An 18,636-nucleotide genomic window follows, 5' to 3' on the forward strand; every position below is an offset into this window, starting at 1 on the left:
GCGCGGTTCACTCAGGTCCCCTGAATCGAGGTTCTGCGAGTGGTGCTCACGAACGTGGAGCATGCGGAGCTGTATGTGGGCGACGCGGTCCTCTCCGCCTACTACTTCTGCCATGCGCTGGGCTTCCGGATGGTGGCGAGCGGCGGGCCGGAGTCGGGGCTCGCGGGACAGCGCTCCTTCGTGTTGGAGCAAGGCGCAGCCCGGCTCGTCGTCACCTCGGCGCTGGGTGCCGAAGGTGAGGTCGCGGAGTATGTCCGTGCACACGGTGACAGCGTGCGGGACATCGCGCTGGGCACGCCCGACGTCGTCGCCGCGTTCGACCAGGCGGTGCGCCGGGGCGCACGTCCGGTGGCACGGCCCGCGGTCTTCGAGGCGGCAGGCCAGCGCGTGGTGAAGGCCACGCTCGCCGGGCCCGGAGGCTGGGTGCACTCGCTCATCCAGCGGGACACGCCCGGGGGCGCGTTCCTTCCGGGCGTCTACCTGCCCGTGGACGCGGGACCATCCGGAGGCGCGTCGTTGTTTCGCGACGTGGACCACCTCGCCTTCGCGCTGCGGGCGGGCACGCTGCTGGACACGGTGGCCTTCTACGTGGACGTGTTCGGCTTCGAAGAGACCCACCAGGAGGACGTGCGCACCGAGTACAGCGGCATGAGCTCGCGCGTGGTGCAGGCGGCGGGCGGGCGCATCTGCTTCCCGCTGCAGGAGCCCGTCTCCGGCACGCGTCGGGGACAGCTGGAGGACTTCGTGGACGCCCACGGTGGCGCGGGCGTGCAGCACCTGGCCTTCCTGGCGGACGACATCGTCCGCGCGGTGGACTCGCTGGGGCAGCGCGGCGTGGGCCTGCTCGACGCGCCTCGGGGCTACTACGAGGCGCTGGAGGCGCGGCTCGGCTCGCTGGGGCCGTTCCCCCGTGAGCAGCTCCAGTCGCGCAACATCCTGATGGACCGCGATGCGTGGGGCGTGCTGCTCCAGGTCTTCACCCGCTCGCAGCATGCGCGGCGCACGCTGTTCTTCGAGGTCATCCAGCGCCACCAGGCGCGCGGCTTCGGCGGCGCCAACATCCAGGCGCTCTACGCCGCCAAGGAGCAGGACGCCACGCGCGCCGTGGGTTGAGCCGCGCGCGGCCGCTGCTTCGAGGCGCTTCAGCCGCGCCGCTCCGGGCGCATGGGCATGCCGCCCTTGGGCAACAGGGCGATGCCCGGGTAGATGTCCACGCGCCGGCCAGGGATGGCGTGGAAGCGGTAGCGCTGCGAGACCATGGCCAGCACCAGCGCGCCGAACATCAGCGCCAGGTTGTTGCCGATGCAGATGTGCTGGCCCGCGCCGAACGGCAGGTAGGCGAACTTGTGCCGCGCGGCCTTCTGCTCCGGCGTGAAGCGCTCCGGGTCGAACACGTCCGGACGCGGCCAGAACTCCGGATGCCGGTGGAAGATGTAGGGCACGGCGAGCACGGACGCGCCCGGCTCCACGGTGTAACCCCCCAGCGTGTCCGCGTCCTTGGCCGTGCGCAGCAGTCGCCACGCGGGTGGATACAGGCGGAGGGTCTCCTCGAACACCTGCGTCGCGTAGCGCAGCCGGGGCAGGTCCTCGAGCGTCGGGGCGCGGCCACCGAGCACCTCGGCGCACTCCGACGCGAGGCGTGCCTCGATGTCCGGGTGCCGCGACAGGAGGTGCCAGGCCCAGGAGAGCGCCACGCCCGGCCCCTCGTGGCCGGAGAACAGGTTCATGAACTCGTCACGCAGCTCCTTGTCCGTCATCGACTCGCCGGTGTCGCGGTCCTTCGCCGCCACCAGCATCGCCATGATGTCATCCTGGGGGCCACCGGCCTTGCGCTGGGCGATGACCTCCTTCGCCTTGACGTTGAGCATCCGGAGGGTGCCGAAGAAGTCCGCCCACTTCTTCTTGTAGATGGGCAGCCGCTCCAGCCGCAGCAGCCGCGACATGAACGTCCCCCGGTCGTTCATGATCCACATCATCCGCCCGACGGCCGCCGCCGCCGCCGCGTCCGGCTCCTCCGAGTAGAGCGCGCGTGTGGTCATCCGCAGCGACAGGCTCCCCATCTGCGCGGCCATGTCGAACGGCCGCGCGGTGGCGTCCGCCTCCCACGCGGTGAGCGTCCGCTGGACCAGGTCCACCATGCCCGCCAGCAGGCCCGCCAGCCGGTCCCGGTGGAACGAGGGCTGGACGAGCCGGCGCTGGCGCCGCCAGTAGTTCCCCTCGCTCACGAACAGCCCGTTGCCCAGGAAGGGGTCCTCGGACAGCTCCTGCTTCGAGTAGTTGGGCGCGTTCTCGGTGAGGAAGTACCGGATCTGATCCGGATGACTCACCATGTAGGTCGCGGACGCGCCCGTGTCGAAGCGGACCACGTCGCCATACTTCCGGAAACCCTGGGTGAAGTAACCCAGCGGGTCGTGCTCCTGACGCAGGACATTGAGCCAGACGGGAAGACCCCGGGGGCCGGGGGCGGACGAAGCTGCTTGAGGCGATGCCATGAGGTCTCGCGAGCGAAGTTCTCCAGTTTATCAGAAGAGCCTGACCCCCTGACAAACCAAGGAGTTAGAGCGGTTCGTGGCTGACTAGACATTCCAGATAAAACAAGGGATGAAGGCAGAGGGCATGCTTCACCTTCGACCTAATTTTCCTCACTCACGGCTCCGGACGACGGTGCCGTGCCGGCGTGCGGTAGCGGGCCACTCGCGGCAGAGCCAGGGGCGTATCGGGACAGGGTTCCCCCTGAGGCGCCGCGGCGTTTCGTGTCGTCGCTGTTAGACGCCGACCCCCACCAGCCACCAGGGCGTGAAGCGGTACCGGGACGGCCACGCCCGGGCCCGCGGTACCACCATCGCGAGTCGTCCGCCGGGGAGCACGCATGAAACAGCACCATGAGACGTCCGCGGGGGACTTCCACCACCTCGTGGACCTGCTGTGCCATCGGGCGGGCACCCAGGGCGACGCGCTGCTGTATCGCTTTCTCGAAACGGGAGACGTGGACGGCCCGGTGGAGGAGTGGAGCTACGCCCGGCTGGACGCGCGAGCGCGGGCGCTGGGCGCGCTGCTGCGGGCCTCGGGCTCGCCGGGAGACCGTGCGCTCCTGCTGTATCCGCCGGGGATGGAGTTCGTGGCGGGCTTCATGGGCTGCCTGTACGCGGGCGTCGTCGCGGTGCCGTGCTATCCGCCGGACCCGACGCGGCTGGAGCGCACCCTGCCCCGCCTGCGGGCCATCGCGCAGGACTGTGGCGCGCGCTACGTGCTCACCACGAGCTTCATCCTGGAGATGTCGGAGCTGTTCAAGCCACAGGCCCCGGAGCTCGCCGCGCTGCAGTGGCTGGCCAGCGACGCGGTGCCAGAGTCGATGGCGGCGGACTGGCGGCGTCCGGAGCTTCAGGGCGGCACGACGGCGTTCCTCCAGTACACCTCCGGCTCGACGGGCAACCCCAAGGGGGTGATGGTCAGCCACGCCAACATCCTGCACAACGAGGCGCTCATCACCCGGGGCTTCGGGCTGGAGGCGTCGCGCTCGTCGGGGATGGGGTGGCTGCCCATGTTCCACGACATGGGGCTCATCGGGAAGGTGCTCCAGCCGCTGTACCTGGGCTTCCCGTGCACGCTGATGTCGCCCATCTCGTTCCTCCAGCGTCCGCTGCGCTGGCTGGAGGCCATCTCCCACTACCAGGCGACGTGCAGCGGAGGGCCCAACTTCGCGTACGACCTGTGCGTCCGGAAGGCCACCGACGAGGACCGCGCGAAGCTGAAGCTGGGCAGCTGGGAGCTGGCGTTCAACGGCGCGGAGCCGGTGCGGCGAGAGACGTTGGAGCGCTTCACGGAAGCCTTCGCGCCTTGTGGTTTCAAGCGCACGGCATTCTACCCCTGCTACGGTCTGGCGGAGGCCACGCTCATCGTCACCGGCGGCACGCAGGGCGAGGCGTTCGTCCACGGCGACTTCTCCGCGGACGCGCTGGAGCAGGGTCGCGCGGCGGCGCCCGGGACGGGTGACACGCGGGCGCGGACGCTGGTGGGCTCGGGTGTGAGCGCGGTGGACCAGGAGGTGCTCATCGTCCAGCCGGAGACGCGCGAGCGGCTCGGCGCGAACCAGGTGGGCGAGGTCTGGGTGCGCGGCCCCAGCGTGGCGACGGGCTACTGGGAGCGTCCCGAGGAGACCGCGCACGCGTTCGACGCGCGGCTCGCGTCGGGCGAGGGGCCGTTCCTGCGCACCGGTGACCTGGCCTTCCTCTCGGAGGCGGGGCAGCTGTTCGTCACCGGCCGGCTGAAGGACCTGCTCATCATCCGCGGCCGCAACCTGTACCCCCAGGACCTGGAGCTGGAGACCGAGCGCGCGCATCGCGCCATCCGCGCGGGCTGCTGCGCCGCCTTCAGCGTGGAGGTGGAGGGCGAGGAGCGGCTGGTGGTCGCGGCCGAGGTCGACGTGCGCGACGGCTTCGACGCGAGCATCGTCGTGGCCGCCGTGCGAAAGGCGCTGGCGGAGCAGCATGCCGTCCACGCGCACGCCGTCGTCCTGCTCCAGGCGCGCAGCATCCCGAAGACGTCGAGCGGGAAGATCCAGCGCCGCGCCACGAAGGCGGCCTGGCTCGCGGGTGAGCTCGAAATCGTCGAGGCCTCGGTCGCCGCCGCGGAGCCCTCGCCGAGCGTCCCCGAGTCCACCATCCCGCTCAAGGAGCAGCTGGCCACGGCGGAGGACGGCCAGCGGCTCGCGCTGGTGGAGGACTTCCTGCGCCGGGCCGTGGCGCGCGCGCTGCGGCTGGATGCCTCGACGCTCCCGGGCGACACGCAGCTCGCGGGCCTGGGGCTCGACTCGTTGATGGTGCTGGAGGTGCACGGCCAGCTGGAGTCGGAGCTGGGCGTGGCGCTGCCCGCTGCATTCCTCTGGGTGAGCCCCACGCTGGAGGCCGCGGCCCTGCGGCTCCTGGAGGCGTGGCGTGGCGTCCGGCCCGAGCACTCGCTGGTGGCGCCGCCGCTGAGCGCGGGACCTCGCGAGGGCGAGCATCCCCTCTCCTCCGGTCAGCTCCGCCTGTGGTTCCTGGACCGCCTGGTCCCCGACAGCGCGCTGTACAACCTCCACTTCCAGCTCCGGCTCACCGGTGCGCTGGACACCGGGGCCCTGGCGCGGAGCCTGGATGCGCTCGTCGAGCGTCACCCCGTGCTGGGCGCGGCGTTCCCGGAGGTCGACGGACAGCCCCGGCTGGTGGTGCGCGCCAGCGTGAAGCTGTCGTTCCCCGTCGTGGACCTGCGCCCCATCGCGTCCGAGGCGCGTGACGAGGAGCTGCGCCGGCTGTCGCTGGAGCAGGCGCGTGAGCCCTTCCGGCTGGCCGAGGGCCCCGCGGTGCGCGCGTCCCTGGTGACGCTGGGCGAGCACGAGCATGTGCTGCTGATGACGCAGCACCACATCGCCACCGACGGCTGGTCCATCGGCGTGCTCGCGCATGAGCTGGCGGCGCTGTACCGCGCGCAGGTGACGGGCGCGGCCACCGAGCTGCCCGCCGTGAAGCTCCAGTACACGGACTTCGCCCGGTGGCAGCAGGGCCTGGGGCCGCTGCTCGACGCGCAGCGCGCGTACTGGGGCAAGCAGCTTGCGGGGCTGCCAAGGCTGGAGCTGCCCACCGACTTCCCGCGTCCGCGCGAGCCCGGGTTCCAGGGCGCGCTGCGTCACCTCACGCTGGAGCGCACGCTCGTCGAGTCCCTGCGCGCGCTGGGGCGTCGCGAGGGCTGCACGCTCTTCGTCACGCTGACGGCCGCGTGGACGGCGCTGCTGCACCGCTACAGCGGACAGGCCGACTTCGCCGTGGGCACCGTGGTGGCGAACCGCGAGCGTCCGGAGCTGCGCGACGTGGTGGGCTTCTTCGCGCACACGCTGGTGCTGCGCGCGAACCTCTCCGGCACGCCCAGCTTCCGCGAGCTGCTCGCCCGCACGCGGCTGACGTTCCACGAGGCGCTGGCGCACGCGGACCTCCCCTTCGAGGAGGTCGTGGGCGCGGCCCGTGCGCCGAGGGGCGGCGCGGACAATCCGCTGTTCCAGACGGCCCTGCTGCTGGAGGCGCTGCCCCCGACGAACCTGTCGGTGCCCGGCATGCAGTGGCGTCCGGTGCTGCCGGTGCCGGATGGCGCGGTGGAGGGCACGTCGAAGTTCGACCTCCAGCTCTCGCTCGCGGAGGGCGCGGACGGCCTCACCGGCGCGCTCGAGTACCGCACCGACTTGTTCACCCCCGCCACCGTGGCGCGGCTGGCCCGACAGCTGGAGACGCTGCTGCGCGCGGTCGTCGACACCGTGGAGACGCGGGTGGACGACCTGCCGCTGCTCGGCGCGGACGAGTCGCGGCGGCTGCTGGTGGACTGGAACGACCTCACGCCCGCGAGCACCGAGCACACCTCCATCCACGCGCAGTTCCAAGCGCAGGTGGCCAGGACTCCGGACGCGGTGGCGGTGGCAGGTGACGACGCGACGCTGACGTACGCGGAGCTGGACGCGCGCTCCAACGCGCTGGCGTGGCACCTGCGCGCCCAGGGCGTCGGCACCGAGACGCGCGTGGGGCTGTGCGTGGAGCGCTCGGCCGCCATGGTGGTGGCGATGCTGGGGGTGCTCAAGGCCGGCGGCGCATACGTGCCGTTGGACCCCGAGTATCCCCGCGAGCGACTGGCGTACATGCTGGAGGACTCGGGCGCGCCGGTGTTGCTCACGCAGACGCACCTGCGCGGCGCCATCCCCACGGGCAGCGCGCGCGTCGTCGCGTTGGAGGACCTGTCCCTGACGGAGGGCACGCAGCGGGACACGCCTCCGCCGTCGACCACGGGCGCGGGGCACCTGGCGTACGTCATCTACACGTCCGGCTCCACGGGCCGCCCCAAGGGCGTCATGGTGCCGCACGGAGGGGTGGCCAACTTCTTCTCGGCCATGGACACGCGCATCGGCCATCCGCCCTCGGGCACGTGGCTGGCCGTGACGAGCATCTCCTTCGACATCTCCGTGTTGGAGCTGCTGTGGACGCTCACGCGCGGCTTCAAGGTGGTGGTCCAGGGCGAGGGCGCGTCCATCAAGGCGCCGGCCCGGGCCTCGGCCGCGCGCGCCACGCCGATGCAGCTGAGCCTCTTCTACTTCGCGGACGACGCGGAGGCCTCGGCCGGCGACCGTTACAAGCTGCTGCTGGAGGGCGCGAAGTTCGCGGACCGTCACGGCTTCGCGGCGGTGTGGACGCCGGAGCGTCACTTCCATGCCTTCGGTGGGCTGTATCCCAGCCCGTCCGTGGCGGGCGCGGCCATCGCCGCGGTGACGGAGCGCGTGGCCATCCGCGCGGGCAGCGTGGTGCTGCCGCTGCACCACCCGGTGCGCGTCGCGGAGGAGTGGGCGCTGGTGGACAACCTGTCGCGAGGCCGCGTGGGCATCTCCGTCGCCTCCGGCTGGCACGCGAACGACTTCGTCTTCGCGCCCGAGCGCTACGAGCAGCGCCGCGAGCTGATGCTGGAGGGACTGGACACGGTGCGCCGCCTGTGGCGCGGCGACACGCTGCGCTTCCCGGGAGGCGCGGGCACCCAGGTGGACGTCACCCTGCGGCCGCGGCCGGTGCAGCAGGAACTGCCGGTGTGGCTCACGGCGGCGGGCAACCCCGACACGTTCGTCACCGCGGGGCGCCTGGGCTGCAACGTCCTCACCCACCTGCTGGGGCAGACGTGGGAGGACCTGGAGAAGAAGCTGGCCCTCTACCGTGAGGCCTGGCGCGCGGCGGGACACGCGGGCGACGGGCACGTCACGCTGATGCTGCACACGTTCATCGGCGAGGACGCCGCGACGGTGCGCTCGGTGGTGGAGAAGCCCTTCCGGAACTACCTGCGCAGCTCCGCGGACCTGATGCGCGGACTGGGCCGCACGCTGGGCGTGGACCTGGACACCGCCACCGAGGCGGACCTGGACCGGCTGGCCGCGCAGGCCTTCGAGCGCTACTTCGAGACGAGCGGACTGTTCGGCACGCCGCGCTCCGTGCGCGAGCGGATGGAGCAGCTGCGCTCCCTGGGCGTCGACGAGGTGGGCTGCCTCATCGACTTCGGCATCCCCGCGGACACCGTGCTGGCCAGCCTGCCGCTGCTGCACGAGGTGAAGTGCCAGGCGGACCGGGACGGCGCGCGCCAGCGCACCGCGCGCTCCATCCCGCTCAACCTGCGCGAGCACGCCGTGACGCATCTGCAGTGCACGCCCTCGCTGGCGCGCGCCCTGCTCGCGGACTCCGAGTCCACCGAGGCCCTGCGTGGCCTGAAGCGGTGGATGGTGGGCGGCGAGGCCCTCCCCTCCTCCCTGGCGACGTCGCTGCGACAGGTGCTCCCCGAGGACGTGCGGCTGCTCAACATGTACGGCCCCACGGAGACGACCATCTGGTCCTCCACGCACGACGTGCGCGGCGAGTCGGGGCCGGTGGTGTCCATCGGCACGCCGTTCCTCCGGACCCGTTTCTATCTGCTCGACGCGCGGCTGCGGCCCGTGCCCGTGGGCGTTCCGGGCGAGCTCTACATCGGCGGCGCGGGCGTCGTGCGCGGCTACCTGTCGCGTCCGGAGCTGACAGCCGAGCGCTTCGTGCCGGACCTGTTCTCCTCCGAACCAGGCGCCCGGCTGTACCGCACCGGAGACAGGGCCCGCTGGCGCGACGACGGCACGGTGGAGTTCCTGGGCCGCGTGGACCACCAGCTCAAGGTGCGCGGCTTCCGCATCGAGGCGGGTGAAATCGAGGCGGTGCTCAGCGCGCGACCCGAGGTGCGCGAGGCGGTCGTCGTGGCCCGCGAGGACTCGCCGGGTGACGTGCGGCTGGTGGCCTACGTGGTGGCGCGCGACGGGCAGACGGTGGACGGGACGGCGCTGCGCGACGCGGTGGCGCAGAAGCTGCCCGAGCACATGGTGCCCTCCGTGGTGGTGGACCTGCCGGCGCTGCCGCTCACGCCCAACGGCAAGGTGGACCGCAAGGCCCTGCCCGCCCCCAGCGCGACGCGGAGCTCACGCGCGGCCTTCGTGGCGCCGCAGGGTCAGCTCGAGCAGCAGATCGCCGACATCTGGAAGCAGGTGCTCAAGGTCGAGCAGGTCGGCGTGAACGACAACTTCTTCGACCTGGGTGGGCACTCACTGCTCATGGTCCAGGTCCACGCGCGGCTCAGGGCGGTGCTCGGTGGGGAGCTGCCGCTGCTGAAGCTGCTGGAATACCCCACCGTCAGCGCGCTCGCGCGTCACCTGCGCCAGGGCGCCACCACGCCGCAGGCCAGTCCGGTGGAGACGGCGCAGGACCGCGCGAAACGCCAGCTCGAGAGCCTGAAGCGACAGCAGCAACGGGCAAGGAAACAGGGATAGGTCCGTCATGGGTCGTCGTCACAAGGTGTACGAGGGTGACTCGGGGCTGGCGGTGGCCATCGTCGGCATGGCTGTGCGTGTGCCCGGCGCCGCGGACGTGGACGCGTTCTGGCGGATGCTGCGCGACGGAGTGGAGGGCATCACCCTCTTCTCCGACGACGCGCTGAAGTCCCTCGGGGTCGACCCGTCGTTCCTGGCCAACCCGAACTTCGTGCGCGCCGGGGCCGTGCTGGAGCGCCCGGGCCGCTTCGATGCGGGCCTCTTCGGCTACGCCCCTCGGGAAGCGGAGCTGCTGGACCCGCAGCACCGCGTCTTCCTCGAGTGCGTGTGGACGGCGATGGAGCACGCCGGCTACTCCACGGGACGGATTCCGGGCACCTCCACGGGCGTCTTCGCGGGCTCGAGTCTCAGCAGCTACCTGCTCTTCAACCTGCTGTCGCGCGAGGAATTCCAGCGGGCCGAGGACACGTTCCCGGCCATGGTGGCCAACGACAAGGACTTCCTCTCCACGCGCGTCGCGTACCACCTGGACCTTCGCGGCCCGGCGCTGACGGTGCAGACGGGCTGCTCCACGTCGCTGGTGGCCACGCACCTGGCCTGCCAGTCGCTGCTCGGCTACCAGTGCGACATGGCCGTGGCCGGCGGCGTCTCCGTGCACATGCCGCAGCGCACGGGCTACCACTACCAGGAAGGCGGAATCACCTCTCCGGACGGGCACTGCCGCGCATTCGACGAGCGGGGCCAGGGCACCCTGTTCGGCAGCGGCGCGGGCGTGGTGGTCCTCAAGCGCCTGGCGGACGCGCTGGCGGACGGCGACACCATCCACGCCGTCATCCGTGGCTCGGCCATCAACAACGACGGAGCCCTCAAGGTCGGCTTCACCGCGCCGGGCTTGAGTGGACAGGCGGAGGTCATCGCCCGGGCACAGAGCCTCGCGGAGACTCCGGCGGACTCCATCACCTACGTGGAGGCGCACGGCACGGCCACGCCGCTGGGCGACCCCATCGAGGTGCAGGCGCTCGACCTGGTGTTCCGCCGGAGCACCGACAAGCGCGGCTTCTGCGGGCTCGGCTCGGTGAAGACGAACGTCGGACACCTGGACGCGGCGGCCGGCGTGACGGGCCTGGTGAAGACGGTGCTCGCGCTGGAGCACGCGGAGCTGCCCGCGAGCCTCCACTACGAGAAGCCCAATCCGCGCATCGACTTCGCGAACAGCCCCTTCTACGTCAACACGAAGCTCACGCCCTGGCCCGAGGGGCCGACGCCGCGCCGCGCCGGGGTGAGCTCGTTCGGCATCGGCGGCACCAACGCGCACCTCATCGTGGAGGAGCCACCGTTCACCCAGCCGGGCGATGCTTCTCGCGCCTGGCAGCCGCTCGTGCTCTCCGCGCGCACGCTGACGGCGCTGGAGGCCCAGACCTCGGCGCTGCTCGCCCACCTGAAGGCGCATCCCGAGCAGCAGCTCGCGGACGTGGCGTGGACGCTGCAGACCGGCCGCAAGGACCTGGACCTGCGCCGGGTCATCGTGTGCAAGGACCGGGAGGACGCGGTGCGGGTCCTGGAGACGCGGGATCCACAGCGGTTCTTCACGCACTCGCCCGGCACGACGTCGGCATCGCTGGTCTTCATGTTCCCCGGGGGCGGCGCGCAGTACCCGGACATGGGCCGTGGCCTCTACGACGCCGAGCCCGCGTTCCGCGAGGCGGTGGACCACTGCTGCAAGCTCTTGCGGCCCAAGCTGGGCTTCGACCTGAAGCCCGTGATGTACCCGGACGCGGCCTCGGCGCAGAGCGCGGGCCAGCGCCTCAAGCGCACCTCCCTGGCGCTGCCGGCGCTGTTCACCATCGAGTACGCGACGGTGAAGCTGTGGGAGTCCTGGGGTGTGAAGCCGGAAGCGGTCATCGGCCACAGCCTGGGTGAGTACATGGCGGCGCACCTGGCGGGAATCTTCTCGCTGGAGGACGCGCTCGCGCTGGTGGTGATGCGCGGCAAGCTCTTCGAGGAGCTGCCCGGTGGCGGCATGCTCAGCGTGCCGCTGCCCGAGTCGGAGGTCCGTCCGCTGCTCGGGGAGACGCTGTCCCTGGCGGCGGTGAATGGCCCCGCGCAGTGCGTGGTCGCGGGCACGGTGGAGGCCGTGGAGGCCCTGGCCACGGAGCTGACCCGCCGCGAGGTGGAGTTCCGTCACATCCCCATCGACGTCGCCGCGCACTCGTACGTGGTGAACCCGATCCTCGACCGCTTCAGCGACTTCATCCGCACCATCAAGCTCAACCCACCGACGAACGTGCTGTTCCTGTCGAACCTCACCGGCACGTGGATCGACCTGGATGACGCGCTGGACCCGTCGTACTGGGTGAAGCATCTGCGGCAGACGGTGCGCTTCGGCGACGGAATCCGCGAGCTGGCCAAGGACCCCGCGCACGTCTACCTGGAGGTCGGTCCGGGCCGGACGCTCAGCACGCTCGCGCGGCTCCAGGTCAACGGCCCCTCCGCGCCGGCGGTGCTCTCGTCCCTGCGCCATCCGCAGGACCCGGTGGCGGACGAGGAGCACCTCACCGCGACGCTCGGGCGACTCTGGGCCGCGGGCGTCGAGGTGAACTGGACGGCCGTGCGCGGCAAGGCGCGGCGGCTGCGCGTCCCGCTGCCGACGTACCCCTTCGAGGGACAGGACTACTGGCTCGCGCCCCAGGCCCCTTCCGCGCGTCGGCGGTCCGCGGCGAACAAGAGCGCGGAGGTCTCCAGCTGGTTCTATCTGCCGTCCTGGAAGCGCGCTCCGCTGCCACCGCCGCGCGCCGGTGCCGTTACGCCGAAGGACTGGGTCGTGTTCCTGGACTCCACCGGCGTGGGCTCGGCCCTGGCGATGGCGCTGGAGGAGCAGGGGCATCGCGTCGCGCGGGTGACTCCGGGCGCGAGGCTCGAGGAGCTGGGTGAGAACCACTTCAGCCTGGACCCGGCGGATGCCGACGAGCCGGGCTTCCTGCTGCTCGCGCTGAAGTCGAAGGACTTCAAGGTGGAGAACATCGTCCACCTGTGGAGCCTGGATTCTCGCGAGGGCGAGCAGGACGCCTTCGGCAACGAGCGCTTCGAGCAGGCCCAGGCGCGAGGGTTCCATCCGCTCCTCCGCCTGACGCGGGCGCTCACGGAGGCGGAGCTCCCCGGCCCCGTGGAGCTGACGGTCGTCGGTCGTCAGGCGTTCGACGTGGAGAGCTCGGATGAAGTCGCCCCCGAGCGCGCCACGCTTCCGGCCCTGTGCAAGGTCATCCCGCAGGAGCACGACTTCCTCTCCTGCCGCTACGTGGACCTGGGCCGTGGCCCGGTGGCGCTCGACACACGGGCGCTGCTGCAGGAGGTGACGAGCACGGCCACGGAGGCTCGCGAGCCCGTCGTCGCCTGGCGCGGGACGACTCGGCTGGTGCAGACGCATGAGCCGGTGCGGCTGGAGGCGGACACCCAGCCCGCGCGGCCCTTCCGTCACCGGGGCGTCTACGTCATCACCGGCGGCCTGGGCGGCGTGGGCCTGATGATCGCCCGCTACCTGGCGCGCCAGCATCAGGCGCGGCTCGTGCTCGTGAGCCGGTGGGGTCTGGAGATGGACCGCGGCGGCCACAAGCGCCGCGCGGTGAGGGAGCTGGAGGCGGCGGGCGCCGAGGTGCTGCTGGCTCGCGCGGACGTGGCGGATGACATGCTGCTCAGCGTCGCCCTCACCCAGGGGGCGATGCAGTTCGGCGAGGTGCACGGCGTCATCCACGCCGCGGGCCTCGCGGGCGAAGGCGCCGTGGCGCTGCTCTCCGGATTGGATGCCGCCGCGTGCGAGCCCCACTTCCGCGCGAAGGTGCAGGGCACGTACGCGCTGGAGCTGGCGCTGGCGGGCCGTGAGCTCGACTTCGTGATGCTGGTGTCGTCCAACGCCTCGGTGCTCGGGGGGCTGGGGCTCGCGGCGTACGGCGCGGCGAATGCCTTCCTCGACGCGTTCGCGACCTCGCGCTCGAAGCAGGGGCTGACGCGCTGGGTGAGCACGAACTGGGATGGGTGGCCCTCGGTGGACGAGGAGTCCCGTGAGACGAAGACGAGCCTGGACGCGTTCGCCATGACGGAGGACGAGGCGGTGGAGGCCTTCCGCCGCGTCGCGGAGTCCTCTCTGGTGGGGCAGGTGGTGGTCTCCACCGGCGACCTGGAGGCGCGCGTGGCGCGCTGGCTGAAGCGCGAGGGTGGGCAGAAGAACCAGGACACCTCGGGCGGCGCGACGCACGAGCGGCCGCAGCTGGGCACCGAGTACGTGGCGCCCACCGGCGACCTGGAGCTGGCGTTGACGAAGGTGTGGCAGGAGCAGCTCGGGCTGTCGCGGCTGGGCATCCACGACAACTTCTTCGACCTGGGCGGCAACTCGCTCCTGTGGCTCAAGATCGTCGGACGGCTGAAGCGGGAGCTGGGGCGCGAGGTTCCCCTCACCTCCGTCTTCGAGGCGCCCACGGTGGCCGCGCTGGCGAAGAAGCTGGGAGCGCTCGGCGCCCCTTCGGACCCGCCCGGGTTCGAGTCGAGTCAGAACCGTGGAGCCGCGCGACGCGAGCGGCGCAGCCGCCGTGAGTGAAGGAGCGGACGCCGTGGACGTGAAGCAGCCCTCAGACATCGACGACGCGGACCTCGCCATCATCGGCATGTCCGGGCGCTTCCCTGGCGCGCGGAGCACGGCCGAGCTGTGGGCGAACCTGCGCGGCGGCGTGGAGTCCATCCGCTTCTTCACGCCCGAGGAGAGCCTCGCCGCGGGCGTCGCTCCGGAGCAGGTGGAGGACCCGGACTTCGTGCGCGCCGCCGCGGTGATGCCCGAGCCCGAGTCCTTCGACGCCGCGTTCTTCGACATGCCGCCCCGAGAGGCGGAGCTGACGGACCCGCAGCACCGCGTCTTCCTGGAGGTCTGCTGGGAGGCGCTGGAGCACGCGGGCTACTCGCCGCGCGACTTCCCCGGCGCCATCTCCGTGTACGGCGGCGCCACGCTCAACACGTACCTGCTGATGAACCTGGCGCGAAACCCGCGCGTGCTGGAGTCGGTGGAGCCGGTGCAGGTGAACATCGGCAACGGCACGGACTTCCTGGCCACCCGCGTCTCGTACAAGCTGAACCTCCGCGGCGCGAGCCACGCGGTGCAGAGCGCGTGCTCGACGTCGCTGGTGGCGGTGCACCTGGCCTGCCAGAGCCTGCTCAACGGCGAGTGCGACATGGCGCTCGCGGGCGGCGCCTCCGTCAACGTGAGCTTCCTCCATGGCTATCGGCACGTGGAGGGCGGCATGGCGTCTCCGGATGGACGCTGCCGGCCCTTCGACGCGAAGGCGCGAGGCACGCTGTTCGGCAGCGGCGCGGGCGTGGTGGTGCTCAAGAAGCTGAAGGCCGCGGTGCGAGATGGCGACACCGTGCACGCGGTCATCAAGGGCTCGGCCATCAACAACGACGGCTCGCTCAAGGCGGGCTACACCGCGCCGGGTGTCGAGGGTCAGGCCCAGGTGGTGGCCGAGGCGCTGGCAGCCTCCGGCCTGGAGGCCGACGACATCGGCTATGTGGAGGCGCACGGCACCGCGACGCCGCTGGGCGACCCCATCGAGGTGGAGGCGCTCACCCGCGCCTTCCGGGCCTCCACGCAGCGTCGGCGCTACTGCGCGCTCGGCTCGGTGAAGGGCAACCTGGGCCACCTGGATGCCGCGGCCGGCGTCACCGGCCTCATCAAGGCGGCGATGGCGGTGAAGCACGGCGAGTTGCCGCCCAGCCTCCACTATGAGCGGCCCAACCCGGCCATCGACTTCGACAACAGCCCCTTCTACGTCAACGCCACGCTCAAGCCATGGCCCGCCACCGCCAGGCCTCGCCGCGCCGGGGTGAGCTCGTTCGGCGTGGGCGGCACCAACGCGCACGTCGTCCTGGAACAGCCGCCGCGTCCGCTCGACAGCGCGACTCCGCGCCGCGCGTGGCAGTTGCTCCCGGTGTCGGCCCGCACGCCCTCCGCGTTGGAGGCGAGCACGCAGCGGTTGGCGGAGGCGCTGAAGAGTCTCCCCGACGCGAAGCTCGCGGACGTGGCGTGGACGCTCCAGGCGGGTCGTCAGCGCTTCTCGCACCGCCGCTTCATCCTCGCGCGCGATGCGGGCGACGCGGTGGAGGCGCTGACCCGGACTCCCGCCGAGCCGTCAGCCTCCGAAGCCCAGGACAGCGTGGACCGGCCGGTGGCGTTCCTGTTCCCCGGCCAGGGCTCGCAGCACGTGGGCATGGGCCGCGCGCTGTACGACGCGGAGCCCGTGTTCCGGGCAGAGGTGGACCGGTGCGCGGCGCTGCTGGTTCCGCACCTGGGCGGCAAGGACCTGCGCGACGTGCTGTATCCGAAGGCCGGCACGCCGGAGGAGAACGAGCGCACGCTGGCGAGGACGGAGCTCACCCAGCCCGCGCTCTTCGTCCTCGAGTACGCCACCGCGCGGCTGTGGATGTCCTGGGGCGTGAAGCCCGCGGCGATGCTCGGCCACAGCATTGGTGAGTACGTGGCCGCGTGCCTCGCGGGTGTCTTCTCGTTGGAGCACGCGCTCCAGCTGGTGGCGGCGCGTGGACGGCTGATGCAATCGCTCCCGTCCGGGGCGATGCTGGCCGTGCCGCTGAGCGAGGACGAGGTGCGCCCCTACCTGGGCACCGAGCTGAGCCTCGCCGCGGTGAACTCGCCCATGCAGTGTGTCGTCTCCGGGCCGCATGAGGCGGTGGAGCGCGTGCGCCGCCTGCTTGAGGAAGCCGGCGTGCGCAGCCACGTGCTCGCCACGTCGCATGCGTTCCACTCGTCGATGATGGACCCCATCCTCGACGCCTTCACCGCTCGCGCGGCGGCCATGCCGCTGCGGCCGCCCACCCTGCCCTTCGTCTCCAACGTCACCGGGACGTGGATCACCACCGAGCAGGCGACGAGCCCGCGTTACTGGGCACAGCACCTGCGCGGCGCAGTGCGCTTCGCCGATGGGCTCCACGCCCTGCTGTCGGACCCGAAGCGCGTGTTGCTCGAATGCGGCCCGGGACAGGTGCTCAGCAGGCTCGCGCGGAGACATCCGGACACCGTCGCGTCGCGCCCGGTGCTCGCGTCCATGCCGACGTCGCAGGACACCGTCCCGCCGGGCGCACCACCGCTCGCGTATTCGACGCTGGGCGGCCTCTGGCTCGCGGGCGTTACCGTCGACTGGAAGGGCTTCCACGGCGGGGAGCGACGCCAGCGGCTCCCCCTCCCCACCTACCCGTTCGAGCGTCAGCGCTTCTGGGTGGAGCCTGAGACGCGGAGCACGCCGTCCTCCGAAGCGAAGCGCACGCCCGTCGCCACGGAGGCCGCCCTCGCCCAGGAGCCGATGGAGCGCTGGTTCCATGTGCCGTCCTGGAAGCGCGCCCCGCTGTCGTCCTCGCTCGTCGCGCGAGAGGCCACGCCTCGCGTCTGGCTGGTGTTCGAGGACGAGGCCTCTCCCACCGACGCGCTCCTGGCTGCCGCCCCTGGTGAGGAGCGGCGAGTCCTCCGCGTGCGCCCGGGTACGGCCTTCAGTCGCACGGGGGACTCCGAGTTCACCGTCGCGCCCGGCTCGCTGTCGGACTTCCGCGCGCTGGTCGGCGCGCTGCGTGACGCGGGCCTGCAGCCCGACGCCGTGCTGCACCTGTGGAGCCTCACGCCCGAGCTGCCCACGTCCTTCGCCCAGGCGCAGGCGAGCGGGTACGACTCGCTCGTCGCCCTCGCGCGTGCCTTCGTCGAGCACGCCGCCGAGAAGCCCTGCTCCATCTGGGTGGTGACCAACCACGTCCACGAGGTGACGGGCGACGAAGTCCTCTCGCCGGACAAGGCCACGGTGCTGGGCCCCTGCCAGGTCGTCTCGCAGGAGCAGCCGTTCCTGCGCTTGCGCCACATCGACGTGGTGACGGACGCGGACTTCAAGCTGCCCCCCGCGAGCCTCCAGTCCCTGCGCGCGGAGCTGCGCTCGACGGCCCTGGACACGGTGGTCGCGTTGCGAGGTCCGCACCGCTGGGTCCGCACGCTGGAGCCGCTGCCGCTGCCCGACGCGACGGGCGCGAAGGTCCTCTCGCGTCCGGGTGGCGTGTACCTGCTGGTGCAGGGTCTCAGCGGCGTGGGCGCGATGAACGCCCGCGCCCTCGCGGGCATCTCGCCCGGCGCGAAGCTGGTCTGCCTGGAGCCCGCGGACCTGCCGTCACGCGAGCACTGGGACACGCACCTGTCCCTGCACGGCGAGGCACATCCCTCGTCGCAGCGCATCCGTCGGGCTCGTCAGCTGGAGAGCCTGGGCGCCGAGGTCACCGTCATCTCCGTCGACGTGACGAGGCAGGAGTCCCTGCGCGAAGCGGTGGAGACCGTGCTGGCGCGCTTCGGTGCCGTGCACGGCGTGGTGTACGGGGCCTGGCTGCCTCGCGAGCAGGTGGCGCGGCTCGTCTCCGAGACGGGGCCCGAGGAGAGCGCGTGGCACTTCGATGCGCGCGTGCGGGGACTGGCGCTGCTCGACCAGGTGCTCGGCGAGCGTCCCCTGGACTTCCGCGTGGTGGCGTCCTCCATCTCCTCCGTCTTGGGCGGCATGGCCACCGTCGCGCACACCGCGGCGAGCGCGTGGCAGGACACGTTCGCCCAGTCGACGACTCGCGCGGGGCGGCGTTGGGTGAGCCTGGATTGGGACGTGGTGCGCGTGGAGGACTACGGCGCGCATCCGGGTGCACGCGGTGAGGCCCTGGACCGGCTGGCCATCGCTCCCGAGCAGGGCGCCGAGGCCCTCGCGCGCGTGCTCTCGCAGTCCGAGGGCAGTTGGTGGGTGGTGTCCACGCACGACCCGGTGGCGCGACAGGCCCGCCCCCGCGCCTCCGAGGCGGTGGACTCCGCCCCCCCGGCCGCGCGGCCTCAGCATCCCCGGCCATTGAACCTGCGCAGCGCCTACGTCGCGCCCGCGACGGAGCTGGAGCGCACGCTCACGGAGCTCTGGCAGCAGACGCTCGGTGTCGCGCCCATCGGCATCCAGGACAACTTCTTCGAGCTGGGCGGAGACTCCCTCATCGCCGTGCAGCTCAGTGATCGGCTCAAGCGGCGCCTGGACATCAGCGTGCCCGCCTCCAGCCTCTACGAAGGCGTCACGGTGAAGGCCCTGGCCGCCCTGCTCCAGCCTCCCGAGGCGGGCACGGTGCAGTCGGAGACGGACGAGCGCGAGTCCACGGTGCAGCGCCGCAAGCAGAACCTCCAGCGGCAGCGCTCCCGGCGGCGCTCCGACGACGAGGAAGCGGAGGACGAGGGCTGAGTCGGCCCGCGGTCGACC

The 18,636-nt window shown here is 71.8% G+C and carries 5 protein-coding genes; 4 read left to right on the top strand and 1 reads right to left on the bottom strand.

What is annotated here, in order from left to right:
* Positions 1-39 precede the first annotated feature (39 nt).
* Positions 40-1,113, top strand: a complete 1,074-nt coding sequence (gene hppD, locus FL311_RS00795; protein WP_194868992.1) for a 4-hydroxyphenylpyruvate dioxygenase — start codon at positions 40-42, stop codon at positions 1,111-1,113.
* Between the two features lie 29 nt (positions 1,114-1,142).
* Here the strand turns inward: hppD and FL311_RS00800 are convergent, their stop codons facing one another.
* Positions 1,143-2,492 (bottom strand): cytochrome P450, encoded by a 1,350-nt coding sequence (locus FL311_RS00800; RefSeq protein WP_141322875.1) that lies wholly within the window; start codon positions 2,490-2,492, stop codon positions 1,143-1,145.
* A 377-nt stretch (positions 2,493-2,869) separates the two neighbouring features.
* On the opposite strand from FL311_RS00800, the gene FL311_RS00805 reads away from it, so the two are divergent.
* The 3 genes from FL311_RS00805 to FL311_RS00815 are packed head-to-tail and all read left to right on the top strand — an operon-like array spanning position 2,870 to position 18,618.
* Positions 2,870-9,334 (top strand): MupA/Atu3671 family FMN-dependent luciferase-like monooxygenase, encoded by a 6,465-nt coding sequence (locus tag FL311_RS00805; protein ID WP_141322876.1) that lies wholly within the window; start codon positions 2,870-2,872, stop codon positions 9,332-9,334.
* Positions 9,335-9,341: 7 nt separating this feature from the next.
* Complete coding sequence (locus FL311_RS00810; RefSeq protein ID WP_141322877.1) at positions 9,342-13,922, top strand: type I polyketide synthase; 4,581 nt, start codon at positions 9,342-9,344, stop codon at positions 13,920-13,922.
* Between the two features lie 19 nt (positions 13,923-13,941).
* Entirely contained in the window at positions 13,942-18,618 is a 4,677-nt protein-coding gene (locus tag FL311_RS00815; RefSeq protein WP_228556601.1) for a type I polyketide synthase, read from the top strand.
* Positions 18,619-18,636: the final 18 nt, after the last annotated feature.

This window comes from Myxococcus sp. AB025B, assembly GCF_006518215.1.
GTDB lineage: Bacteria > Myxococcota > Myxococcia > Myxococcales > Myxococcaceae > Myxococcus > Myxococcus fulvus.